General features: G+C 51.7%; 20 protein-coding genes. 15 read left to right on the top strand and 5 right to left on the bottom strand.

The window, feature by feature from the left end:
• The first annotated feature begins 2 nt into the window (after window positions 1–2).
• From nikC to NQ534_RS05220, 4 genes are all read left to right on the top strand, one after another.
• Window positions 3–896 carry a nickel transporter permease gene (gene nikC, locus NQ534_RS05235; protein ID WP_006862872.1) on the top strand — a complete coding sequence of 298 codons (894 nt, stop codon included), beginning with the start codon at window positions 3–5 and terminating at the stop codon, window positions 894–896.
• Window positions 897–926: 30 nt separating this feature from the next.
• Window positions 927–2,477 (top strand): ABC transporter substrate-binding protein, encoded by a 1,551-nt coding sequence (locus NQ534_RS05230; RefSeq protein ID WP_006862873.1) that lies wholly within the window; start codon window positions 927–929, stop codon window positions 2,475–2,477.
• Between the two features lie 72 nt (window positions 2,478–2,549).
• Window positions 2,550–3,335, top strand: a complete 786-nt coding sequence (locus tag NQ534_RS05225) for an ABC transporter ATP-binding protein (RefSeq protein WP_006862874.1) — start codon at window positions 2,550–2,552, stop codon at window positions 3,333–3,335.
• Window positions 3,336–3,443: 108 nt separating this feature from the next.
• The gene (locus NQ534_RS05220; RefSeq protein ID WP_040784003.1) at window positions 3,444–4,202 is read left to right on the top strand and encodes an ABC transporter ATP-binding protein; all 759 of its coding nucleotides are present in this window, start codon (window positions 3,444–3,446) and stop codon (window positions 4,200–4,202) included.
• Window positions 4,203–4,218: 16 nt separating this feature from the next.
• Here the strand turns inward: NQ534_RS05220 and NQ534_RS05215 are convergent, their stop codons facing one another.
• Window positions 4,219–4,998: a class I SAM-dependent methyltransferase gene (locus NQ534_RS05215; protein ID WP_006862876.1), complete on the bottom strand. Its 780-nt coding sequence runs from the start codon at window positions 4,996–4,998 to the stop codon at window positions 4,219–4,221.
• 73 nt (window positions 4,999–5,071) lie between these two features.
• Window positions 5,072–6,319: an MFS transporter gene (locus NQ534_RS05210; RefSeq protein ID WP_006862877.1), complete on the bottom strand. Its 1,248-nt coding sequence runs from the start codon at window positions 6,317–6,319 to the stop codon at window positions 5,072–5,074.
• Window positions 6,320–6,857: 538 nt separating this feature from the next.
• Here NQ534_RS05210 and NQ534_RS05205 point away from each other — a divergent pair.
• The 5 genes from NQ534_RS05205 (at window position 6,858) to NQ534_RS05185 (ending at window position 12,406) form a co-directional block, all read left to right on the top strand.
• The gene (locus NQ534_RS05205; protein ID WP_006862880.1) at window positions 6,858–8,108 is read left to right on the top strand and encodes an extracellular solute-binding protein; all 1,251 of its coding nucleotides are present in this window, start codon (window positions 6,858–6,860) and stop codon (window positions 8,106–8,108) included.
• A 97-nt stretch (window positions 8,109–8,205) separates the two neighbouring features.
• Complete coding sequence (locus tag NQ534_RS05200) at window positions 8,206–9,099, top strand: carbohydrate ABC transporter permease (protein WP_006862881.1); 894 nt, start codon at window positions 8,206–8,208, stop codon at window positions 9,097–9,099.
• Window positions 9,096–9,932 carry a carbohydrate ABC transporter permease gene (locus NQ534_RS05195; protein ID WP_006862882.1) on the top strand — a complete coding sequence of 279 codons (837 nt, stop codon included), beginning with the start codon at window positions 9,096–9,098 and terminating at the stop codon, window positions 9,930–9,932. The genes NQ534_RS05200 and NQ534_RS05195 overlap by 4 nt, the downstream gene beginning before the upstream one ends.
• Before the next feature lies 1 nt (window position 9,933).
• On the top strand, window positions 9,934–11,694 hold the full coding sequence (locus NQ534_RS05190; RefSeq protein ID WP_006862883.1) for a sensor histidine kinase: 1,761 nt from the start codon (window positions 9,934–9,936) through the stop codon (window positions 11,692–11,694).
• Window positions 11,669–12,406, top strand: a complete 738-nt coding sequence (locus tag NQ534_RS05185) for a response regulator transcription factor (protein ID WP_040784009.1) — start codon at window positions 11,669–11,671, stop codon at window positions 12,404–12,406. Before NQ534_RS05190 ends, NQ534_RS05185 begins: the two co-directional genes overlap by 26 nt.
• A gap of 375 nt (window positions 12,407–12,781) precedes the next feature.
• Here the strand turns inward: NQ534_RS05185 and NQ534_RS05180 are convergent, their stop codons facing one another.
• Genes NQ534_RS05180 through NQ534_RS05170 form a run of 3 tightly spaced genes read right to left on the bottom strand, consistent with a single transcriptional unit; the run spans window position 12,782 to window position 14,025 of the window.
• On the bottom strand, window positions 12,782–13,030 hold the full coding sequence (locus tag NQ534_RS05180) for a hypothetical protein (RefSeq protein WP_006862887.1): 249 nt from the start codon (window positions 13,028–13,030) through the stop codon (window positions 12,782–12,784).
• A gap of 4 nt (window positions 13,031–13,034) precedes the next feature.
• On the bottom strand, window positions 13,035–13,715 hold the full coding sequence (locus tag NQ534_RS05175) for a DUF1700 domain-containing protein (RefSeq protein WP_006862888.1): 681 nt from the start codon (window positions 13,713–13,715) through the stop codon (window positions 13,035–13,037).
• Window positions 13,708–14,025 (bottom strand): PadR family transcriptional regulator, encoded by a 318-nt coding sequence (locus NQ534_RS05170; RefSeq protein WP_006862889.1) that lies wholly within the window; start codon window positions 14,023–14,025, stop codon window positions 13,708–13,710. Before NQ534_RS05170 ends, NQ534_RS05175 begins: the two co-directional genes overlap by 8 nt.
• Window positions 14,026–14,333: 308 nt before the next feature.
• Here NQ534_RS05170 and NQ534_RS05165 point away from each other — a divergent pair, with 308 nt between their 5' ends.
• From NQ534_RS05165 to NQ534_RS05140, 6 genes are all read left to right on the top strand, one after another.
• Window positions 14,334–15,944 (top strand): response regulator, encoded by a 1,611-nt coding sequence (locus tag NQ534_RS05165; protein ID WP_040784084.1) that lies wholly within the window; start codon window positions 14,334–14,336, stop codon window positions 15,942–15,944.
• Entirely contained in the window at window positions 15,893–17,794 is a 1,902-nt protein-coding gene (locus NQ534_RS05160; RefSeq protein ID WP_006862891.1) for a cache domain-containing sensor histidine kinase, read from the top strand. Before NQ534_RS05165 ends, NQ534_RS05160 begins: the two co-directional genes overlap by 52 nt.
• A complete protein-coding gene (locus tag NQ534_RS05155) occupies window positions 17,784–18,755 on the top strand; it encodes a sugar ABC transporter substrate-binding protein (protein WP_006862892.1) in 972 nt (323 codons plus the stop codon). Before NQ534_RS05160 ends, NQ534_RS05155 begins: the two co-directional genes overlap by 11 nt.
• Before the next feature lie 82 nt (window positions 18,756–18,837).
• Window positions 18,838–19,884: a galactose ABC transporter substrate-binding protein gene (locus NQ534_RS05150; protein ID WP_006862893.1), complete on the top strand. Its 1,047-nt coding sequence runs from the start codon at window positions 18,838–18,840 to the stop codon at window positions 19,882–19,884.
• 21 nt (window positions 19,885–19,905) lie between these two features.
• Complete coding sequence (locus tag NQ534_RS05145) at window positions 19,906–20,622, top strand: GTP pyrophosphokinase (RefSeq protein ID WP_006862894.1); 717 nt, start codon at window positions 19,906–19,908, stop codon at window positions 20,620–20,622.
• Between the two features lie 5 nt (window positions 20,623–20,627).
• Window positions 20,628–22,658: a beta-galactosidase gene (locus NQ534_RS05140; protein WP_006862895.1), complete on the top strand. Its 2,031-nt coding sequence runs from the start codon at window positions 20,628–20,630 to the stop codon at window positions 22,656–22,658.
• Window positions 22,659–22,680 lie beyond the last annotated feature (22 nt).

Here is a 22,680-nt window from a genome sequence, read left to right as displayed (position 1 = left end):
GCATGGAAGGAATGAAGCAGGAAACGGGACCGTGTGCAGGCACGGACAAACCAGTCACAGTCCGGAAACAGAAGCTCCGGAAAAACCACATAAAGGCAAAACTGATTTTTTTCATCGCGCTGGCGGCCGGTCTGCTGCTGACAGCTGTTTTTGCACGGCAGCTCTGTCCGTACGACCCGTATGCACAGGATTTGCTGAGCGCGCAGCAGCCGCCGGGCTGGCAGCATATTCTGGGAACAGACCGTTATGGGCGGGATATGTTTTCCAGAGTTCTGATGGGAAGCACGACAAGTATTTTTGCCACTCTGGTTCTGGTGGCTGTCATTACTGTAACTGGGACGGCGATCGGTATCATCTGCGGCTGGATGGGCGGAAAGGTCGATACTGTTCTGATGCGTATTTCAGACCTGTTTCTGGCTTTTCCAAGTCTGGTATTTGCCCTGGCGGTAGCCGGAGTGCTGGGCGGAGGCGTGCAGAACGCGATTATCGCGCTTGCGGCAATCGGCTGGCCCAAATTTGCGCGTCTGGCACGTGGCATGACGCTTGCGCAGAAGGATGCGCCGTATCTGATGGCGGCGCGGCTGTCGGGAAGCAGTACGGCAAAGCTGCTGGTAAAGCATATTCTCCCGAATATTGCGGGACCGGTTCTGGTAACAGCGGTGCTCGATATCGGGACGATGATGATGGAGCTGGCTGGTCTGTCCTTTCTGGGGCTGGGAGTTAAGCCGCCGATGGCAGAGTGGGGCAGTATGATAAGCGACGGCAGGGGAATGCTGCAGACGGCGCCCTGGATGGTGCTGGCGCCTGGCGGAGCGATTTTTGTGACGGTTATGATTTTTAATCTGCTGGGTGATACAATCCGTGATTATATGGACCCGAAGCAGAGAAGAAAATAGAAAAAACACAATCTATGGAGGAAAAACAACATGAAGAAGAAATTACTTACAGCGCTCCTTCTGGGCGCGGCGGTCTCGGCGATGGCATCGTCGGCTGCAATGGCGGAAGGAAAGACATTTGTTTACGGCACGACCGGTTACGGTGTGGAGATGGGCGATGAAGGGCTGAATCCTCACAGCAATTATTCGGGCTGGAGCGCGCTGCGCTACGGCGTGGGCGAGACGCTGTTTAAATATAATGACAACATGGAAATTGAGCCGTGGCTGGCTACGGATTATGAATTTCTTGATGATTTGACGGTAAAGATCACGCTGCGGGATGGCGTGACATTTTCAAGCGGTCGCGTCATGGACGGGGAGGCGGTAAAGGAATGTCTGGACCATCTTCTTGCGGTGCATGACCGTGCGCCCAGCGATATGAAGATCGAGAGCATTGAAGCGGACGGCATGACGATTACGATTCATACGACAGAGCCGTGTCCGGCGCTCATCAACTATCTCGGAGACCCGTACGGCGCAATTATTGATATGGAGTACGGCACGGACGGCGTGGAGGGTGATACGACAGGTACGGCAAACGTTGCCGGAACAGGTCCGTATATTGCGACGAATGTCACAGAGACGCAGATTGACCTGGTGAAAAATGAGAATTACTGGGGCGGCGAAGTGAACGTGGATAACGTGGTGGTTAAGACCTTCAGCGACGCCAGCTCTCTGCAGGCAGCGCTCCAGACGGGAGATATCCAGGGAACCTACGGTCTGTCCTACGATAGTTATGCACTGTTTGAAAACAATCCCGATTATACGATAAATTCTGTTGCTACAAGCCGCTGCTTTTTCGGGCAGTTCAATTACGATTCGGAAATTGTCCAGGATGAAGCGGTGCGTAAAGCAATTACAATGGGAATTGATAAGGAAGGCTTCTGCAGCGTGCTGATGGAAGGACGCGGTATCCCGGCGAAGTCTGCATTTCCAAGCAGCTTCAGCTACGGAAATGAAGCGGTAGAGGCTCCGGATTATGACCCGGAGGGCGCGATGGCTCTGCTGGAGGAGGCAGGCTGGACAGACACGGACGGAGACGGCTACCGTGATAAGGATGGACAGAAGCTGACTATCCGCTGGCTGACCTATCCGGGACGTCTTGAACAGCCCAAGCTGGCAGAATACGCGCAGGCAACCCTGAAGGAAATCGGAATTGAGGTAGACGTAAACTGTACGTCCGACCATCTGAGCATTGCGGACAGCGGGGAATATGATGTATATGTAAGCTCGCTGACGACGGCGCCGACGGGCGACCCGGAATATTTCTTTACCACCTGTGCACTGGAAAGCTCAGCAAAGAACCGCTCTAATCATAGTATCGCTGAGGTGGAGAGCCTGTATGAAGAGCTGCATCAGGAGTTTGATACAGAAAAGCGCGGAGAGCTTGCGGTTCAGATGCAGCAGGCTATGCTGGATGAGAGCGCGATTTTCTTTGTATCGCATCTGAACATGGGAATTGTTACAAAATCAAATGTTACAGGTATGTATGCGCATCCGTGTGATTATTATGAAATCACGGCGGAGCTGAATGTGGAGTAAGCGGATGATATCAGAGAGGAAAGGGCAGATGCCTGTTATCTGAATGCAACATTTAGTATAGGAGATATTTTTATGGAACCATTGCTGCAGGCGGAACATATTACAATATGTTATAACGGGAAACCGGTTGTAAAGGACGTCAGTTTCAACGTGGACGCCGGGGAGATACTTGGCGTTGTCGGTGAATCGGGAAGCGGGAAAAGTACGATTATAAAGGCTGTTATGGGCTTGCTGGGCGGAGGCGGCATGGTGACGGAAGGCGATATCTGGTATAAAGGGCGGAATGTAGTGGATATGCCATCAGAAGAGCTGCGTAAGATTCTGGGACCGGAAATCGGTATGGTATTTCAGGATTGCAAGGCGGCGCTCTGCCCGATCCGGACAGTGGGAGCGCAGATATACGAGAGCATCTCGGAGCATGAGCGCGTCACGAAAAAGCAGGTGTACGAGCGTGCGGGTGAGGTGATGCAGAAAATCGGGCTGACAGACCCACAGCGGATAATGGACAGCTATCCGTTTGAATTATCCGGCGGTATGAACCAGCGTGTCGGTATCTGCGCCGCAATGATGATGAAGCCTGCTCTGCTTCTGGCGGACGAACCGACGAGCGCGCTGGATGTGACGGTTCAGGCGCAGGTAATAAGGGAAATGAAGCTGATGCGGGAGACATACGGCACGGCGATGATTCTGGTCACACACAATATCGGTGTTGTAAAAGCGATGGCGGACCGGGTCCTGGTTCTTCAAAATGGGGAAATGAGAGACTATGGTCCGACAGATTGCGTACTAAACCATCCGGAAAATGCATACACGAAAAAGCTGATGGATTCCGTGCTGCATCTGCGCAGAAACGCGTAGCTTATATTGTAACAGAGAGCAGGAAATCCAGGCTGAAATGCTGCAAAGAAACCATCCGGCTTTCGGAAAGAGCCGGGAGAATTTTGTCAGAAAAGGATGGAAACGAGTATGCCGGATACAATACTAAGAGCAGAACATTTGAAAAAAGTCTTTACCTCCGGGAAAAAATCCTTTACGGCGGTGGAGGACGTCAGCTTTACCCTGGAGCGCGGCGAATGTCTCGGCATTGTCGGGGAATCGGGTTCTGGAAAAAGCACGATTGCCAGGATGATTACGCGTCTTATCGAGACCACGGAGGGGAGCGTCTCACTGCTCGGCAAAGATATTACCAATATAAAAGGAAAAGAACTGCGAGCCGTATATCGTGAAATGCAGATGGTGTTTCAGATGCCGATGGAATCATTTGACCCGCGGCGCACGCTGGGAGACGGAATCGGCGAGAGTCTGCGAAACGCCGGTATGAGCCGCCGCGATACGAAAATAAAGACGGAAGAGCTTCTGGAAATGTGCGGGCTGACGCCGGAATTTGCAGCCAGGTATCCGCACGAGGTCAGCGGCGGACAGTGCCAGCGGGCAGCAATCGCACGGGCGCTGGCAGTAAACCCGTCCATATTGATCTGCGATGAGGCGACCAGTGCGCTTGACGTGACGGTGCAGAAGCAGGTGCTGGAACTGCTGATAAATTTGAAAGAAAAGAAAAATCTTTCTTTTCTCCTTATCTGCCATGACCTTGCGCTTGTGCAGGCATTCTGCGATAAGGTGCTGGTGCTTTGCAGGGGAAAGGTTGTAGAGCAGGGAACGCCGGACGATATCATCAACCATCCGAAGGAAGAATACACAAAAATACTGGTGGATTCCGTATTATAAAAAGGGCGCGGCGGTTTTATACCAGGATAGAATTGCCTGTGTTCTCTTTTACAGCCTTCATCCGCAGCCGTACATAGTCGGAATACCATACACCATCTTTAAATAAAGCGGGAGCCAGAGCGCTTACCGCTTTTTTTAAGATAACCTGCCGGTCATCTTCCGTAACGTTTACAAAGGGATTTTTCACAAACATCTTTATCCAGTCGGTCAGTCCATCTGCACCGTTCAGCCTGGTCGGGCGGTCAAAGAGGACAGCGCAGCGCACGGTAAAGCCCGTTTTTTCCAGCATGGCAGCATATTCCCCGATAGAAGGAAAATAAAACGGCATGGTGTACGTATACCCCAGTTTTGTAAATTCCTGTGCCAGAGCGGTATGAATGAGCCGGTTATTGCCAATTCCGCCCATTTCAAATACAAACTGTCCGCCGTCATTTAAAGCCTGGTAAACACAGCGCATCATATCTTCCTGGCGGCTCTTATCAATCCAGTGAAATACTGCATTTGAAAAAACAGCGTCCACGCTTTCCTCCAGAGTAAAATCAGTAGCATCGGCGCGGTGAAAACGGATGCCGGGGCAGTTTTTCCGTGCAACTGCGAGCATGTCCTCCGAGGCATCCATTCCAGTGACGATAAGCCCCTTTTCTGCGAGAACTTTTGAAAGCGCGCCGTTCCCACAGCCAAGGTCCAGAACGCTGCGGGCGTTTTTCAGATCAATCAGTGAAATAACATCGTTGCCATATTCATGCACAAAGGAAAAATCGGAAGAATATTTTTCCGCATTCCAGTTCTGGTTCATTTTCGTTCACTCCCATATTTTAGAAATTTTCATCTGTGCGGCAGCAATCCAATGGATTATTTGTATGGAATAGTCATTTGGCTGTCCGGTTCATCTTCGCAGATTTACAGAAAAGTATAAATCCGATGACAAATAGTATCGCCAGCATACCGACGCCTGCGCTGGCGTTACCGGTAATCTGCGCGACGATGCCGACCAGCGTGGTTCCGAGGAAGGAGGCGCCTTTTCCGCAGATATCGTAGATGCCGAAGTATTCGCCGGATTTTTCGGGCGGAATGATTTTGGCAAAATAGGAGCGGGCGAGCGCCTGGATCGCGCCCTGGAACATGCCGACCAGAACAGCGAGCAGCCAGAATTCCCATTGCTTATCAAGCTGGATGGCGAACAGCGCGATACCCGTATAGGCGATAATACAGACCTTAATCAGCAAATCCGTCGCATAGCGCTTGGACAGCGAGCCGAAGAGGAGCGCGCATGGGAAAGCGACAATCTGTGTCAGAAGCAGCGCAAGCAGAAGCCCCTGCGTATCCAGACCCAGCGCGCTGCCGTAGGCGGTCGCCATGTCGATAATCGTATAGACCCCGTCGATAAAAAAGAAAAATGCCAGCAGGTACATGAAAATATGCTTCTGCCCTTTAATATCAGACAGGGTGCTGCCAAGGCGGCGGAAGCTGTCGCGCACCGGATGCTCCGGCGCCGGCGAGTAGTGCGTCTGCTTATAGTTGCGCAGAAGCGGGAGCGTCATCAGAAGCCACCAGACGGCATTCAGAAGAAACGCCAGCGTCATGGCGGTCTGCATGGAAATGCCGATCGTCTCATTCATCAGCACCAGGACGAGAGAAAGCACAAAGGGAATGCAGCTTCCGATATATCCCCAGGCATAGCCCTGCGAAGAAACATCGTCCATTTTCTCCGGCGTGGTGACATCCACCAGCATGGAATCGTAAAATATCAGACTGGCATTAAAGCCGACCTTTGCGATGACAAAAACCGCCAGGAACAAAATCCAGGAGGTCGGCAGTGAGAGCGCGGCGCAGCCGATGACGCCGAGCATCATACAGACGGTAAAGAGCGGTTTTTTGTAGTTGCGTGTGTCGGCGACAGTGCCGAGCACCGGACCGAGCACGGCTACCACAACCGTCGCAACAGAAGCGGCGTATCCCCAGTAAGCGAGATAATCCACCTCAGAAATACCGGCATTCTGCGCCAGCGAGTTAAAATAAATCGGAAGAATCGTCGCCACCAGCATGACAAAGGCAGAATTTCCGATGTCGTAGAGAATCCAGTACTTTTCCAGTTTCGTAAGCTTGTTTTTGTTCATGATTTCATATCCTCACATTTTTTGTAACTGCCCGGTCATGCGCGCCGCAGATCTGCATTCTTCCTTTGTCTGCGTTGGCTGACTGACAACTGTATTTATGATAGCACACCTGTACCGGAAAATACCAGAGCATTTCTGTAAAAAGCAGTTTTTGTTTTTGTAAAAAAGAGGTAAATTGCGTGCACGGTCTGAATCCCCGGCGGGCTGTCATACACGAAAACACGACCGGTTGCCTTTGCTTCACTGCGTTTTATCTGCCCGGACGTCGTTCGCTATAAAAGCGTTTGCTCCTCGTCCGGGCACAAAACTTGTGAAGCGCAGTCGCCGGTCTATCGTTTTCTTTGTATGACAGCCCGCCGGGGATGGCAGACCCCACACAATGCTTCCGCCGCAATGTAAGGTGCGGATGGGTGAACAGGTAAAAATATTACTGATTCCGGTAAAAATAATGCCTTATCATTTTACAGAAAATTTTTTATGATAATAGCATAAAACAAAGGACCGGTTAGTCCAAAGAGAAAAAGGGAGGTATTTCTACATGAAGAAAAAAGCGGTGTTATTATTGACTCTGGCACTTAGTGCGGCAAGCATTCTGCCTGTATCAGCCAGCGATGGAGAGCAGAAAACACTTACCATGTGGACGATTGCGACGGAAGGAGATGCCAACCATGAGGCATTTGGAAAAGCAATCGAGGAGTATGAAGCGGAGCATCCGGATATTCATATCGAGATGGAGGCTTTTGAAAACGAATCATATAAAACAAAAATCAAAGCTTCCGTGGCGGCAAATGAACTGCCGGATATTTATTTTACATGGGGCGGAGGCTTTTCTTCAGCGTTTGTGGAAGCGGGAAAAGCAATGGAACTGGATTCCTACTATGAGACATATAAGGATGAGCTCCCGGAAAGCACCTTAAAATATGCTACCTACGATGATAAGCTGTATGGGGTTCCTTATGTGGTATCTATTTCCGGAATATTCTATAATAAACCGATGTTTGAAGAATACAATCTGGAGGAGCCGAAAACCTGGGATGAGCTGATCAATGTGTGCCAGACCTTCCTGGACAACGGTATTACACCGTTTGGCGTGAGCGTAAAGGAAGCGTGGGTAATGGCAATGTTTAACGATGCGCTGACGCTCAAATGCGTGGGCGACGAGAAAATTAACGCCGCTTTTACGAGAAGCGGGCAGAGCTATCTGGACGAAGAATTTCTGGATGCCGCAAAGAAGCTGGAGCAGTTAATTACAATGGGCGCATTCAGCGAGAGCGCGGCGGGAATTTCCAATGATGAAGCAGTTGCTTTGTTTACAAACGGCACAGTCCCGATGTTTGTTACGGGCGCATTCCTGGAAGGGTCGCTTCTGCAGGCAGAGAACCCGGATGACTTCGGTTTCATGCTGTTCCCGGTGTGCAGTGACAATGCGGTGCTGACCGATTCGATGGGCGGCTCGGCGGATATGCTGATGGTAAATCCGGGAACGGAAAATCCGGACGAGGCAGCGAACGCGGCATTTGAAATCGCAAAGCTTGTTTCAAAATACGGGTATATGTCCGGAGCGGGCATCGCGGCATGGAAAGTAGATTATGAGGTGGAAAACCAGAGCTCTATTTCGAAAACAATGAGTGACTGCATCAACGAATCCACTTCGCTGACCGTATGGTCCGGCAGTCTTATGGAAGCGGAGGATTACACGGAATATCAGGCGCTGCTCCAGCAATTCTTTGTAGGAGACCTGACGGCGGAGGATTTTGTGGAGGCAATGGATGCCCAACTGAATCAGTAAATTACAGAGAACAGGGAAAGCCAGGGACCGGAATTTCCGGCACCCTGGCTTTTGAATCGCGCAAAACGGGATTCTTTTTATAAAGGAGGGACTTTGGGTGGATAAAGTAAGAAAAAACAAGCTGGCAATTTTTGTGTTCCTGCTGCCGGCGGTGCTTTTGTTTGCGGGGATTATCATTATCCCGATTTTCTGTTCGGGATACTACAGTCTGCTGGACTGGGATGGAATTACAGACGGAATTCTTGTGGGGCTGGAGAACTATAAGGAATTATTTACAAGCAAAACATCCGGATTTTCCAAATCGATTGTGCACATGCTTATGCTGGCGGCAGGCGCAGTATTTATCCAGCTTCCCTTCGCGCTGTTCCTGGCGCTGGGGCTGGCAAAAGGAATCAGGGGAGAGCGTTTTTTCGTCACAGTATTTTTTATTCCGGTACTTTTATCTACTGTTGTAATCGGTCAGCTCTGGATAAAAATATATAATCCGGATTATGGCGTGCTGAATTCGATACTGCGCACGCTGGGGCTGGAATCCTGGTGCCATACCTGGCTGGGGGAAAAGGATACGGTAATGTGGGCGGTGTTTGTCCCGATTATCTGGCAGTATGTGGGATACCATATGCTTTTGCTGTATGCGGGAATCAAATCCATCAATCCGGAGCTGAAGGAGGCTGCCTATATTGACGGGGCAACCTATACGCAGACCTGCTTTCATATCCTGATTCCGCTTTTGAAGCCGGTACTGCGGGTATGCCTGATTTTCGGCGTGACAGGTGCATTTAAATCCTTTGATATGATTTACGTTCTGACAAACGGCGGACCGGCTCATGCCAGCGAGGTGCCAAGCACGCTGATGTTCACAGACATTTTTATGAAAAATAAATACGGTTCGGGAAGTGCGATTGCCATATTTATTATTGTAATCTGCTTTGCTACTGCTATTCTGATTAAGAAGATATTTAAAGTGGAGGGGGAGGAACAGGCGGCATGAAAAAATATACAGGTTTTATCGGAAAATATTTGTTCTATCTGATTTTATTGCTCTGGACGGTGATAAGTATCTTTCCTCTTTACTGGATGATTCTGTTTTCGTTTAAAGACAACAATGAGATATTTAACAAAAGCGCGCTCAGTCTGCCGGAATCCTGGAATCTTACAAACTATGTGGAAGCGCTTACAAAAGGGCAGATGGGGAGATACTTTTTTAACAGTATACTGGTAACCGGAATAACGATTTTCCTGACGCTTGTGATTGCGCTGATGGCGTCCTATGCTGTTTCCAGACTTTTGTGGAAGGGACGCACGCTGCTGAACAATATTTTTATGCTGGGACTGACGCTGCCCATTCATGCGGCGCTGCTGCCGGTATTTCTGATTCTGCGTTCCATGCATATGCTGAATACATTTTCCTCATTGTTCATTCCATATACGGCGTTTGCACTTGCTATGGCGATTATGATATGCAACAGCTTTATGATGAATATTCCGGAAGAGCTGGAGGAATCGGCTTGTATGGACGGCTGCGGGACCTTTGGCATATTCTTCCGCATTATTGTACCGCTGATGAAGCCGGCGGTTTCAACGATTGCCATTTTTACCTTTCTGCAGGCATGGAATGAGCTGATGTTTGCAACCGTTTTTGTCAGCGATTCCGCTCACAGGACGCTCACGGTCGGAATGCAGAGCCTGGTGGGTACCTACAGCACCAACTGGGGACCGATCGGAGCAGCTTTGGTTATTGCAACCATTCCTACAGTTATAGTATATTTATTTATGAGCAAAAAGGTACAGGACAGTCTCGTGGCAGGAGCGATTAAGGGATAGCATGAAGAAAAAGTGGGGCAGAAGACCGGAAAAGCTGTTTGGAACAGTGAAATTGAACAGTCAGATAAACCGGCTGTTCACCGGAATTATCATTATTTATACACTGGTACTGGGGTTTGTGATGTTTTATTCTGCACAGCGGAGCATGAATGAATATGCCATCCAGTCCGGAGAAGGTATGCTTGTGTCGATTGGAAGCAATATTAATAACAGCTTTGAACAGGTCAGCACCATGAGTAAGATGATTATGTTTTCCGATGAAATTATGGAATACCTGCGCGAAGAGGGTGAGACAAAGTATTCTGTGTCTTATACGGCTATCCGCAAGATTTATAGCATAACCAATCAGTTTTCTAGAGTAAAGTCTGTCTTTATTTTTAAAAAGGACGGCAGCTATATTAATATCATAGACAAGGACACCACGGTGAATCCGGAGGTGCTGCAGGACGATGCCTGGAAAGAGGCGATTGCGGAAAAAGCGGGAGGCTATCTGATACAGATTAACGGAAACGGTTTGTTTGGTCTGCAGTCCGGGAAGCCGGTAATCACTTTTCTGCGCATGATATATGACCCCGAAACCCAGAAAGAGATGGGAATTATCGCTGTTAATTACACGACGGCGTTTCTGGAAAATATCCTGCAGGATTTGCAGCTTTCCAATCAGGAACTGGCAATTTTAAGTACGGATGGCGAGTTCCTCTGCGGTCAGCGCAACGTGCTGCAGACAGACTTTCCGGAAGCGAAGCAGAACGGGGAATTCAGTTATGTAAAAGACAAAAATCTTGTCTGCAGTTATGTTGTGCCGGATACGCCGATACGTCTTATATTTCTTCAGAAAATTTCCGCGCAGGCTTATTATAAAGGACAGACCTGGATTATGATTATAACGGGCGCGGTGCTGGCAATCCTGTGTTTTATGATTATCCGTTTTTATATTTCGGTGTGGATTACAAGACCGATTGAAAAGCTGGTGGCGGCAATGAAGCAGGTGGAGCAGGGCTGGCTTCACAGGGTGAGTGTAGAGACGCATACGACGGAAATCCGTAATCTGAAGGACAGCTATAATCAGATGCTGATACAGGTCAATAAACTGATAGAAGAGCTCGTTGAGCAGGAAAAGGCGGCGCAGCAGGCGAAGCTGGACGTGATGCTGGAGCAGCTCAATCCGCATTTTCTGTATAATACTCTGGAGACTATCGGCTACATGTCGCTGGAGAGTCCGCGGGAGGAAATCTATGAGGCGGTGGAAAGTCTCGGCGAATTTTACAGGTATTTTCTGAACCGCGGGGAAGATACGGTGCCGCTGAAAACGGAAATTGCGACGGTGGAAGCCTATCTGAAAATACAGAAATACCGCTATGGAGAGATACTGGATGAGGAATACGAGATTGAACCGGGATGCTGGGACTGTCTGGTGCCGAAGCTGATTCTCCAGCCGCTTGTGGAGAACTCTCTGTATCATGGAATCCGTCCGAAGGGCGAGAAGGGCAAAATCATCATCCGGGCAGAGAGGCAGGATGCGCTGGTGGTTCTGACAGTTTATGATACGGGAATCGGCATGACACCGGAAAAACTGGAAAAGCTGCGGCAGCCGGATGGAAGAGGCTTCGGGCTCAGAAAAACGCTGGAACGTCTGAAAACCATTTACGGGCAGGAAAAAACATATGAGATAAACAGCGAAGAGGGCGTATTTTGCGAAATCAAATTGTTTGTGCCATTTGAAAAGGACAGGGAACATGTACAGAGTAATGATAATGGATGATGAAAAAGCAGTACGCAGCCTGATTAAAAGGCTGGTCAACTGGGATGAACTGGGGGCGGAGGTCGTCGGGGAAGCGCAGAGTGGTATCGAGGCGATTCATATTATAGATGACCTGTGCCCGGATATTGCGCTGGTTGATATCCAGATGCCGTTTATGGACGGAATCAGCTTTGCCGGTTACATGCACGATATTTATCCTGACATGAAAATAATTATTATCACTGCTTATCAGGACTTTGAATATGCCAGACGGTGTATGGAGCTGGGCATTTCAAAATATCTGCTGAAACCGATTTCGCGGAAAGAGCTGGAAGCTGCGCTGCGGGATACGATTGCGCAGATTGGGGAGCGCCCACGCGAAGAAGGGGATGAGAATAAAAAAATCAGTGTAAATGAGTATATCCGCTTCATTGAAGAAAATTATGCCGATCCACAGATTAATCTGACCTATATCGCCCGGAAATTTGGCTTTAATCCGGCGTATTTCAGCAGGAAATTTAAAGAAAAAACAGGCGAAAACTTTATCGACTATCTGACGGCATACCGCGTGGAAAAAGCGTGTGAGCTTGCGCTTCAAGGGAAAAAGCTGTACCAGGCGGCGGAAGAAGTGGGCATACCGGATGCCGGATACTTTGGAAAATGCTTCAAAAAATATAAAAATGTAACCTATACGGAATACGTAAAACAACATAATGACGGCAGCCCCGGCTGACAATCCTGTGACAGAAAGCTGTTTTAACCGTAACAGGGCAGCCCTGCTACATTTAATCAGCTCTGTGGCGGAACGAAAGGAATGCGTGATGCAGTCTGAATCCCCGGCGGGCTGTCATACAAAGAAAACGATAGACCGGCGACTGCGCTTCACAAGTTTTGTGCCCGGACGAGGAGCAAACGCTTCTATAGCGAACGACGTCCGGGCAGATAAAACGCAGTGAAGCAAAGGCAGCCGGTCGTGTTTTCGTGTATGACAGCCCGCCGGGGATGACAGCCATCACACAATGCCTTTCACCGCAGTGCATGATTGCCGTTGTTTCCCATCAGAGCACATGCCTGCCATCACTTTTACACAGGTATACCGTGTGCTTCTTCAGTGATTGACCGAAAACCCCGTAATGCGCGCATCCTCGCCAAGGCGGATGCCAAGCTCAAACTGTCCCTCATCTATATGCACTGTCAGATACCACTTCGGAGTGCCGGGAAACTCTAAATTACTGAAATCAAAATGCGCCATTGCAAAGCCGATAAAGCAGATGAGAATCCCGGCTGCAAGAAACGTGATACCGCCCGGAAGGGCTTTTTTTCTAAGTAAAGAAAGAAAATTTCTTTTGCTGTTCATGCGGTTACCTCCTTTCTGACCATGTTTTACAGGTCATAATGGTATCCCCCTGCGGGGTTACCTCCTTCTTGACCATGTTTTTCTTTCTGGTGAACAGGCGTTTCAGCCACCTGCTGAAACGAATCGTGATGCCGATAAAAAATTGTCCGAGAAGCAGCGTCAGATAACCGGCGAGGATAAAGATGCCGGCGGATAAAATCCCGATGCCGAACTGCAGGACGCCGAGCGCGGCATTATGAAAGAAAACGGGAAATGCTCCGACGGTGCTGACGACGGCAAGCAGCAGGCAGGCCAGCGACAGCGCGCCGGTCGTAACCGGAAGACACCAGATTACGATATAGGCGCAAAGCACCAGCGCCAGCACAGTGATAAGAACTCCGTCGCCAAGCGCAGCCGCGGCGAGCAGGATAGAACCCCAGAGCGGCGAGCCGATAATCAGCAGAATGGCGATGACAATTTTTTTGCCCGCAGAAACCGGCTTTGCGGGAGTCTCCTGCTCAGAGAGAATCTGTTCGGCAATTTCGCCGGGGCTGCCGATGCGCGCCACGGCCTCCTCCTCGGCGCAGCCGTCCTCTATGGCGTCCTCAATCATTTCACGGTAATAGGAAAGGTGCGTTTCGCGCTCCTTCTTTGGCAGCCCTTTCAAAAGCTTTTCCAGACGTGCCAGAAATTCCAGTTTATTCATGGTTGATTGCTCCTTTCACAAATTCGTAGATTTGCAGCAGTTGCTGCCAGTCGTTCAAAAACTCCTGCGCGCGTTCCCGGCCCTTTGGCGTGATGCGGTAATATTTGCGCAGGCGGCCGTTGTGCTCTACAGAATACGTCTCCACGCAGGCGTTTGCCTCCAGCCGCTTCAGGATAGGGTACAGAGTGGATTCCGAGATTTCGATGCAGGGCGAAATATCCTTGATAATCTGATATCCGTAGGAATCCGTCTGATAAAGCGCGGCAAGCACACAGAATTCCAGAATCCCCTTTTTTAGCTGTATATCCATATCGTTACCTCCTTATGCATTATACTATATAATACATAGTATTATGTGTCAAGAGGTATATTGAAAAATTGTAATTACTGTTTACGGAAGTCTCAGACACCTGCTGCGACGCGAAGCTGATCCTGTGGGGTTGAGACTGATGTATACAGACAACTACAGGAAACATCCGGTGGACGTTTCCCGGTATCTCTGCTATAATGATGCCAGATGCACGGCGCAAAAAATCCGCAGGCATCATAGTCTGGCTTTTTGTCTCCGACAGCATGATACCGGAGATAAAAGACAGGAAAATAAGCAGGAGAATCATCATGGAAACAAACAACTATACGGTACTTCTGGTGGATGATGAGGAAGAGGTAACGCAGATTATCATGAAAAAAATTGACTGGGAGGGGATGGGCTTTTCAGTCATCGGTTCCGCCAGCAACGGGGTGAAGGCGCTGGAGCTGGTGGAGGAATATCAGCCGGACGTCGTTATGACGGACATCCGGATGCCCTATATGGATGGAATGGAGCTGGCGGGCAGGATAAAAGCGGAATTTCCCACCACGAAAATTCTGCTGTTTACCGGTTTCGATGAATTTGAATATGCTAAGGAGGCGGTCCGCCTGGAGGTGGAGGAGTACATTCTGAAGCCGGTCAATGCGCCGGAGCTGACGCGCGTTTTCTCGCGGGTGAAGGCGAAGCTTGACCAGGAAATCAGCGAAAAGCGGAATGTGGAGATTCTGCAGAAATACTACACAGAATCGCTGCCTCTTCTGCAGACCAACTTTTATTCCACGCTTATTGAGGGCAGGATTCCGGAGGAGGAGCTTCCCAAATACCTGGAGGACTACCAGATTTCTTTTTCGGGAAGCTGTTACTGCTGTCTGGTGATCCACACCTCGGCGAGCCAGGTGCCGGAGGAAATGAGTCCGCTGCTGCTGGCGGCGTCCGTGCAGAAGCAGGTGGAGGAGCGTCTCGTGCAGAAATGGCAGGCGAAGAGCTTTTTCTATCTGGGAAATATGGTGCTGATCGCGCAGCTTGAAAATGAGAATGATGTATCCGAGGTGACAGATGAATGCGACCGGTTCTGCCGGTATGTCCGCCGCATCGTCGGCGCCGTCGTCACCGTGGGAATCGGGCGGGTCTGTCACTCTGTTCTGGAGCTGGCGCAGTCCTACAGCGGGGCAAGAGAGGCGGTCTCCTACCGCGGCATTTACGGCGCCGCCCGCGCAATCAATATCCAGGAAATCGTTCCGCAGGAGCCGGGGAAAATAGATACCGAGGCGGAAGCGGAGCTGTCAAATCTTTTGAAAGCCATCCGTCTGGGAAGCGCCGCGGAGGTACAGGAGGCGGCGGAGAAATATCTGAAGCGGATTGCCTCCCCGGTAAATTCCCTGCAGCAGTACCAGATACACATCATGGAGCTGGTGAGCGCGCTGTACCGTTTTCTGGCAAACAACGACATCAGCACCGGGGCGCTTTCGGGGGATATGAAGAAGCTGTACAATTATCTGCTGGAGCTGGAGCCGGATACGCTGCAGAAATGGCTGACGGAGACAGGGCTTTCGCTGCGCTCCCAGTTAATCAGCGCCCGCAGCAGCTCGACGAAATCCTATATACGGAAGGCAAAGGAATATGTACACAGCAATTATGCCGATGAGACGCTCTCACTGGATTCCATCTGTGAGCTGCTCGGCGTGTCAAACTCCTATTTTTCCACGACCTTCAAGCGGGAGACCGGGAAGTCCTTCACCACTTATCTGACGGATTTCCGCATGGAGCAGGCGTCCCGTATGCTGATAGAGACGAACGAAAAGAGCTATGTGATCGCGAAGAGCGTAGGCTACACGGATTCCAATTATTTCAGCTATGTGTTTAAGCGATGCTTTGGCGTGTCGCCTTCCAAATACAGAACGGAGCATACAAAAGAGTGAAAAACAAGTATTTCGGATATCTGGAAAAAATAACGCACCGGGGCATCCAGTCGACGATTATGCTCACCTTTTCCGTAATATCGATTTCGCTGATGCTGATTCTCGGTCTGGTGCTGGAAGCGCGCTTTTCTGTGGTGTACCGCGGTGAAACAGTCAGAAGCGCGCAGAAGCTGATGGAGCAGACCGGGGAGAGCCTGGAGGATTATCTGATTGCCATGCGGCAGGTCTCGGACGCGGCATATTACAACGCCATCAAGGAATATGATATTTCCGGGGAAATCCAGGACATCCAGAAAAGTCTGAACCTTTTATACGAGGCGAACAAGGAAAATTTAAGGAGCATCGCCCTTTACGACCATTACGGCAGCCTGATTACGGCGGAGCCGGTCGCGGCGCAGAAGGAGGACCCGAATGTCACGCAGCAGGGCTGGTTTGTGCGGGCGATGGAGGAGGTGGAAAATATGCATTTTTCCACACCGCATATCCAGAATCTTTTCCATGACGCAACTTACCGCTATTACTGGGTGATCTCCCTGAGCCGCATGGTGGAGCTGACAAACGGCGGAGATTCCGTACAGGGCGTGCTGCTGGTGGATATGGATTTTTCCGGCATTTCCCGGCTGATGAAAAAAATCAATGACGCAAACAGCGGGGAGTATTATTATCTCTGCGACAGCAGCGGGGAGATTATTTTCCATCCGCGCCAGACACAGCTTGCCGACGGTATCGGGCGGGAAAACAACCGCATCGCGGCAGCGTACAAGGACGGCGTTTATGACGAGGTGTTTGACGGCGAAAACCGGAAGGTGCTCGTCAGTACCGTCAGCTATACCGGCTGGAAGCTGGTCGGAGTGCTGCCGGAGGAAATGTTCGCCTACGGCATGGTCAATCTCCGCTACTTTCTGGTCATGATGCTGCTTCTGATGGCAATGATGCTGGTGGTGCTCAACCGCATTGTATCGGTGCGTATCTCGCGCCCGATTCTGAAGCTGAACGAGTCGGTGCTGGAATACGAGGCGGGGGAAAAACCGGGGATTTACATTGGCGGCTCCCAGGAAATCCGTCATCTCGGCTATTCCATCCAGAAATCGTATGAGCAGATTGAGGAGCTGATGAAAACCATCGTCTGGGAGCAGAATGAGCGGAGAAAGAGCGAGCTGGACGCGCTGCAGAGCCAGATTAATCCGCATTTTCTCTACAATGCCCTCGATTCCATCACCTGGATGATCGAGGACGGGCAGAACGATGGAGCCGCCTATATGGTCACGCAGCTCGCACGGTTTTTCCGGCTCAGCCTGTCGCGGGGCTATACAGTCATCTGCGTGCGGGATGAGCTGCAGCACGCGCAGACCTACATGAATATCCAGAAGGTGCGCTGCAAGGATTCCTTTACGGTCCGGCAGGAGATAGAGCCGGAGGTGGAGGACTATTGCGCCGCCAAGCTGATTCTGCAGCCGCTTCTGGAAAACGCCATCAATTACGGCGTCAGCGGCATGGACGACGGAGAGATTACCATTATCGCGAAGATGGACGGCGACAATGTGCTGCTGGCGGTGAAGGACAATGGAATCGGCATTCCGGAGGAGGAGGCGCAGCTTCTGCTGACAGACAACAACCGGGTGCACAAGCATGGTTCCGGCGTCGGTCTGGTGAATGTAAACCAGCGGATACAGCTTCTGTTTGGAAAAGCATACGGTCTGAGCATTGAGAGCGAACCGGATGAAGGAACCGTCGTTTCCATCCGGCTGCCGGCAATCCCCTTTACGGAGGAAAACCGCAGGCGTCTGGAAAACGGGTATGTTTTCAGCAGGGAAGAAACCAGGGGTAAGGAAGAGAGCGATGAAGGATAGCAGAAGGGTGTTTATTCTGATAGAGGTGACGCTGGCGGGGATACTGATTCTGGTGACAGCCGCCATGCTGCGCGAATACAGAGGGCGGGAGCCGGACCGGATCGCGGTGATTCTGCAGGAGCCGGACGCAAGCCGTTGGGCGGCGTTTAAGTACGGACTGCGGGCAGCAGCGGAAGACGCCGGGGTCGATGTGCTGATTGTCAGCGCAGGGGAACAGCCGGATGCCGGGGAAGAGGAAACGGCGCTGGAGCGTGAGATTGTAAACGGCGCGGATGCGGTGATTCTCCAGCTTCATCCGGACGGCGGGACCGTCGGGCTGCTGGAGCGGATCGACGGCAGGGTGCCTGTTATGGTGACGGGCTGCCCGTCCTTTGCAAAGGAAGGCGTGTCGGCAGCCGCCACCGGACCGGACAATTATGCGATGGGCGCCGCCCTGGCGGAGGAGCTTCTTGCGGACTGCGGAGGCAGCCTTGCAGGCAGGACCGTCGGGCTTCTGTCAGATATGGCGGAGGCGGAAGAGGGAAAGGACAGAGAGAGCGGCTTTACCGGCGCGCTAAAGGAGGCGGGCGGCACGGTTGCCTGGTCCGTGCAGAATTCCGGGCAGGATGGCTGGGAGGAGCTCCTGGAGGCGCAGGAGCCGGTGGATTTCGTAATCTGTCTGGATGACAGCAGTCTGGTGGCCGCCGGGAAAGAGGCGGGGGCGAACAATCTGCACGGCGCGCTGGTTTATGGAATCGGGCATTCCACGGAGGCGGTTTATCAGCTTGATATGGGAAACGCAGAGTGTCTGGTGGTACCGGATGAATTTAATGTCGGCTACCAGAGCGTCACGGAGGTGGCGCGCAGGCTTCAAAGCCGGTTTTACGATATGAAGGACACTACGGTTTCTCATATAATGCTTTACCGGGAAACACTGTTTTCAAGAGAAAATCAGGAGCTTCTTTTTTCAATGAGCCAGTAGCTGGCAGGATGAAAGTGCTGCAGTGGACAAAGTGAACAGCAGATGGCTTACCGGAGTTGCTGCGCGGCGGAGGGGAGGATAAATGAGCAGAAAGAATATTTTACGGGCGGCGCTTACGGCGAGCGCGGCGGCGCTGCTTACCGCCTGCGGCAGAGGACAGCCGGAGGGGGAGAGCTTCCGCGTCGGCGTGGCGTGCTACGACAAAAGCGATACGTTTATTAATTCGCTGGTCGAGAGCTATAAGGAACAGCTTGGAGAGTACCAGGAGGACGGGCGGACCGTCTCCGTGACAGTGATGGATGCCGCCGGACTGCAGCGGACGCAGAATGACCAGATAAAGGAACTGCTGGAAGCGGGCTGCAGCGTGCTCTGCGTAAACCTGGTAGACCGGACGGACCCTTCGGAGATTATTGACAGCGCCAGGGACAGGGATGTGCCGATTATTTTCTTTAACCGGGAGCCGGTCGCGGAGGACATGCTGCAGTGGAGCGGGCTGTACTATGTGGGCGCTTATGCGGAGCAGTCGGGCACCATGCAGGGCGAGCTGGCGGCGGAGGCGATTAAGGAAAATCCGGAAATCGACCGCAACGGGGACGGAAAAATCCAGTATGTGGTGCTGGAGGGCGAGCCGGGGCATCAGGACGCTATCATCCGCACGGAGAATGCGGTGGATACCCTGAAGCAGAACGATATCCGGCTGGAAAAGCTGAGCTACGGCATCGCTAACTGGAGCCGCGCCCAGGCGCAGAACCGCATGACACAGATGATAGGGCAGTATAAGGACCAGATTGAGCTGGTGCTGGCGAACAACGACGATATGATTCTCGGAGCCCTGGATGCTTACGCGGCGCTGAACACGCCAGGGGACGCCATGCCGGTATTTTTCGGAATCGACGGCACCGATGTGGGGCTGGAGGCGGTTCTGGATGGCAGGATGGCGGGAACGGTGTATAATGATAAAGAGGGGCAGGCGGGGGCGATGGCCACGCTGACAGCCGCTCTGATTACCGGGGAAGGTATGGATGAAATCGCATTTGAAAACGAGCGCTATATTTACCTGCCCTACGAGAAGGTTACAATAGAAAATGCCGGGGAGTTCCAGAACCGGAAGCTGCCGGCGGAGAATTGAAGAAACAGAATATAGAGGTGTATGAAAGTGAAAAATACAGTGGATGTGACAGTGCGCAAGGAGGTCAGCGAGACAACCTATACGGAGGTAGCGCGGGACGACAGGCTGCTGCCTCAGATTTATGATTATCTGGATACAGAAAAACAGTTCAGCCGGGCCTTGTTTTTTTATGAGGCGGGGCTGCAGCAGATTATGGCGAAGCTGGAGATCCTGAACCGGGAATTCCAGTACGGCAATGACCGCAATCCGATTGAAAGCGTGAAAGGGCGGGTAAAATCAGAGCAGAGTATTGTAGAAAAGATGAAAAAGAAGGGGCTGCCCATGACGATCAGCGCCATGATGAGCAATATATACGATATCGCCGGAGTGCGGGTAATCTGTCCGTTTATCTCCGACGTATACCAGGTGGCGCGGATGCTGCTGTCCCAGAAGGACATCAGCCTGGTGACGATGAAGGATTATATAAAGCAGCCGAAGGAAAACGGATACCGCAGTCTGCATCTGATTGTGCTGGTCGACGTCTTTTTTTCCGAGCAGATGCAGAAGATTCCGGTGGAAATCCAGCTCCGTTCGATTGCCATGAACTGCTGGGCGAGCACGGAGCATCAGCTCCGGTATAAAAAAGACCATGTGCTCACGGACGATATGCAAAAAGAGCTGAAGTGCTGCGCGGAGCTGATGGCGGAGGCGGACCAGATCATGCAGGAGCTGGCGACAGATTTGCTGAAGGAGGATTAAGGAAAATGGCATACGGAAAAAAGATAAAAAAGATTCTTTACGGAGGGGACTATAATCCGGAGCAGTGGCCCGAAGAGGTCTGGCAGGAGGACGTCCGCCTGATGAAAAAGGCGCATATTAATATGGTGACGCTGAATGTATTCAGTTGGGCGGCGCTGCAGCCGGACGAGGATGTTTACGATTTTGAAAAGCTGGATAAGATTATGGAGCTGATGCGAAGCGAGGGCTTTCTGGTGTGTCTTGCCACGTCCACGGGTGCGCACCCGGCATGGATGGCGCGGCGTCATCCGGATATTCTGCGCACGGACGCGGAGGGCAGAAAGCGCCGGTTTGGCGGGCGGCACAATTCCTGCCCCAACAGCCCTACCTACCGGCATTACGCGGCAAAGCTTGCCGGAAAGCTGGCGGAGCGCTACCGTGATTATGACAATATCGTGGCGTGGCATATTTCCAACGAATTTGGCGGCGAGTGCTACTGCGAAAACTGTGAGCGTGCTTTCCGCGAATGGCTGAAAAAGAAGTATGGCACGGTGGAAAATATGAACCGCGCATTTTATACAGCCTTCTGGGGACATACCTTCTACGACTGGGACGAGGTGGTGCCGCCAAACTTTTTAAGCGAGCATTTCCGGTCGCAGAGCGGGGAGGAGCGGACCATGTTCCAGGGAATTTCGCTGGATTACCGGCGGTTTAATTCGGACAGTATGCTGGAGTGCTTCTGTCTGGAGCGCGACGCCATCCGCCGCGTGATGCCGCAGGTTCCGGTTACGACCAACCTGATGGGCTTTTATAAGCCGCTCGATTATCAGAAATGGGCAAAGGAAATGGATTTTGTTTCCTGGGACAGTTATCCGCATCCGGAGGACAGCCCGGCGGAGGTGGCGCTGAATCACGATTTGATGCGGGGTATCGGCGGGCAGGATTCCTTCGTGCTGATGGAACAGACGCCGAGCGTCACAAACTGGCATCCGTACAACCGTCTGAAAAGACCGGGCGAGATGCGCCTTTTAAGCTACCAGGCGGCGGCGCACGGGGCGGACGCCATCCAGTTTTTCCAGATACGCAGAACGATGGGAGCCTGCGAAAAATTCCACGGCGCTGTCATTGACCACGCCGGGCGGGAGGATACCCGTGTTTTCCGGGAAATTACGCAGCTCGGCGCGGAGCTGGAGACGCTGCAGGACGTTTTCCTGGAGGGGAGGACGCCGTCTGAGGTGGGCATCCTGTTTGACTGGGATAACTGGTGGGCAGTGGAATATTCCGCCGGACCGAGTGTGCGCATGAAATATCTGGATGCCGTGAAGGACTACTACACGGCGGCATTTTCCATGAATGTTCCGGTGGACATCATCGGGGCGGAGGATGCGCTGACGCCTTATAAGGTAGTGATCGCGCCGCTCCTTTATATGTGTAAAAGCGGCGTGGCGGAGCGTATCCGCAGCTTTGTGGAAAACGGTGGCATTTTTATCACTACATATTTCAGCGGTATCGTCGATGAGCACGACCTGGTGTATCCCGGCGGCTATCCGGGACCGCTGCGCGATGTGCTCGGCATTTGGGTGGAGGAGAACGACGCCCTGCCGGACGGGGAGGAAAACTGCTTTGTTTATGAGGGTGCGCAGTATCCGGCGGCGGTGCTGTGCGATTTGATGCACCTTTGCGGTGCGGAGGCGCTTGCCTCATATGGCAGGGATTTCTACCAGGGAACGCCGGTCATCACAAAAAATACGCTGGGCAGCGGCTGCGCTTATTATGTCGGCACGCGGTCAGATGCGGCGTTTTACCGCCATTTTCTGAAAAATATTTTCCGGGATGCGGGTGTGCAGCCGCCGGTAACGGTACCGGAGGGCGTAGAGGCAGCCGTGCGCGGCAATGACAGAAATAATGTGCTGTTTCTGCTCAACCACACAGGTGCTCAGACGGCGTTTGCCGCCGGCGGCGCCTGGGAAAATCTGCTCACCGGGGAGACGTATCAGGCGGGACAGACCCTTGTGCTGGAGAAAAACGGGGTGCTGGTTCTGAAAAACGGCGGTTGAATGACCGGAAATGTGCATGGGT

It is taken from the genome of Marvinbryantia formatexigens DSM 14469, from assembly GCF_025148285.1.
In the GTDB taxonomy this organism is placed as follows: Bacteria; Bacillota; Clostridia; order Lachnospirales; family Lachnospiraceae; genus Marvinbryantia; species Marvinbryantia formatexigens.
Note: the sequence above shows the minus strand (reverse complement) of the source record. Positions and strands in the feature narration are given on the sequence as shown.

Coding starts and splice junctions, on each gene's coding strand:
- nikC (WP_006862872.1), top strand. CDS start 3: ATGGAAGGAATGAAGCAGGAAACGGGACCGTGTGCAGGCACGGACAAA.
- NQ534_RS05230 (WP_006862873.1), top strand. CDS start 927: ATGAAGAAGAAATTACTTACAGCGCTCCTTCTGGGCGCGGCGGTCTCG.
- NQ534_RS05225 (WP_006862874.1), top strand. CDS start 2,550: ATGGAACCATTGCTGCAGGCGGAACATATTACAATATGTTATAACGGG.
- NQ534_RS05220 (WP_040784003.1), top strand. CDS start 3,444: ATGCCGGATACAATACTAAGAGCAGAACATTTGAAAAAAGTCTTTACC.
- NQ534_RS05215 (WP_006862876.1), bottom strand. CDS start 4,998: ATGAACCAGAACTGGAATGCGGAAAAATATTCTTCCGATTTTTCCTTT.
- NQ534_RS05210 (WP_006862877.1), bottom strand. CDS start 6,319: ATGAACAAAAACAAGCTTACGAAACTGGAAAAGTACTGGATTCTCTAC.
- NQ534_RS05205 (WP_006862880.1), top strand. CDS start 6,858: ATGAAGAAAAAAGCGGTGTTATTATTGACTCTGGCACTTAGTGCGGCA.
- NQ534_RS05195 (WP_006862882.1), top strand. CDS start 9,096: ATGAAAAAATATACAGGTTTTATCGGAAAATATTTGTTCTATCTGATT.
- NQ534_RS05190 (WP_006862883.1), top strand. CDS start 9,934: ATGAAGAAAAAGTGGGGCAGAAGACCGGAAAAGCTGTTTGGAACAGTG.
- NQ534_RS05185 (WP_040784009.1), top strand. CDS start 11,669: ATGTACAGAGTAATGATAATGGATGATGAAAAAGCAGTACGCAGCCTG.
- NQ534_RS05180 (WP_006862887.1), bottom strand. CDS start 13,030: ATGAACAGCAAAAGAAATTTTCTTTCTTTACTTAGAAAAAAAGCCCTT.
- NQ534_RS05175 (WP_006862888.1), bottom strand. CDS start 13,715: ATGAATAAACTGGAATTTCTGGCACGTCTGGAAAAGCTTTTGAAAGGG.
- NQ534_RS05170 (WP_006862889.1), bottom strand. CDS start 14,025: ATGGATATACAGCTAAAAAAGGGGATTCTGGAATTCTGTGTGCTTGCC.
- NQ534_RS05165 (WP_040784084.1), top strand. CDS start 14,334: ATGGAAACAAACAACTATACGGTACTTCTGGTGGATGATGAGGAAGAG.
- NQ534_RS05160 (WP_006862891.1), top strand. CDS start 15,893: ATGCTTTGGCGTGTCGCCTTCCAAATACAGAACGGAGCATACAAAAGA.
- NQ534_RS05155 (WP_006862892.1), top strand. CDS start 17,784: ATGAAGGATAGCAGAAGGGTGTTTATTCTGATAGAGGTGACGCTGGCG.
- NQ534_RS05150 (WP_006862893.1), top strand. CDS start 18,838: ATGAGCAGAAAGAATATTTTACGGGCGGCGCTTACGGCGAGCGCGGCG.
- NQ534_RS05145 (WP_006862894.1), top strand. CDS start 19,906: ATGAAAGTGAAAAATACAGTGGATGTGACAGTGCGCAAGGAGGTCAGC.
- NQ534_RS05140 (WP_006862895.1), top strand. CDS start 20,628: ATGGCATACGGAAAAAAGATAAAAAAGATTCTTTACGGAGGGGACTAT.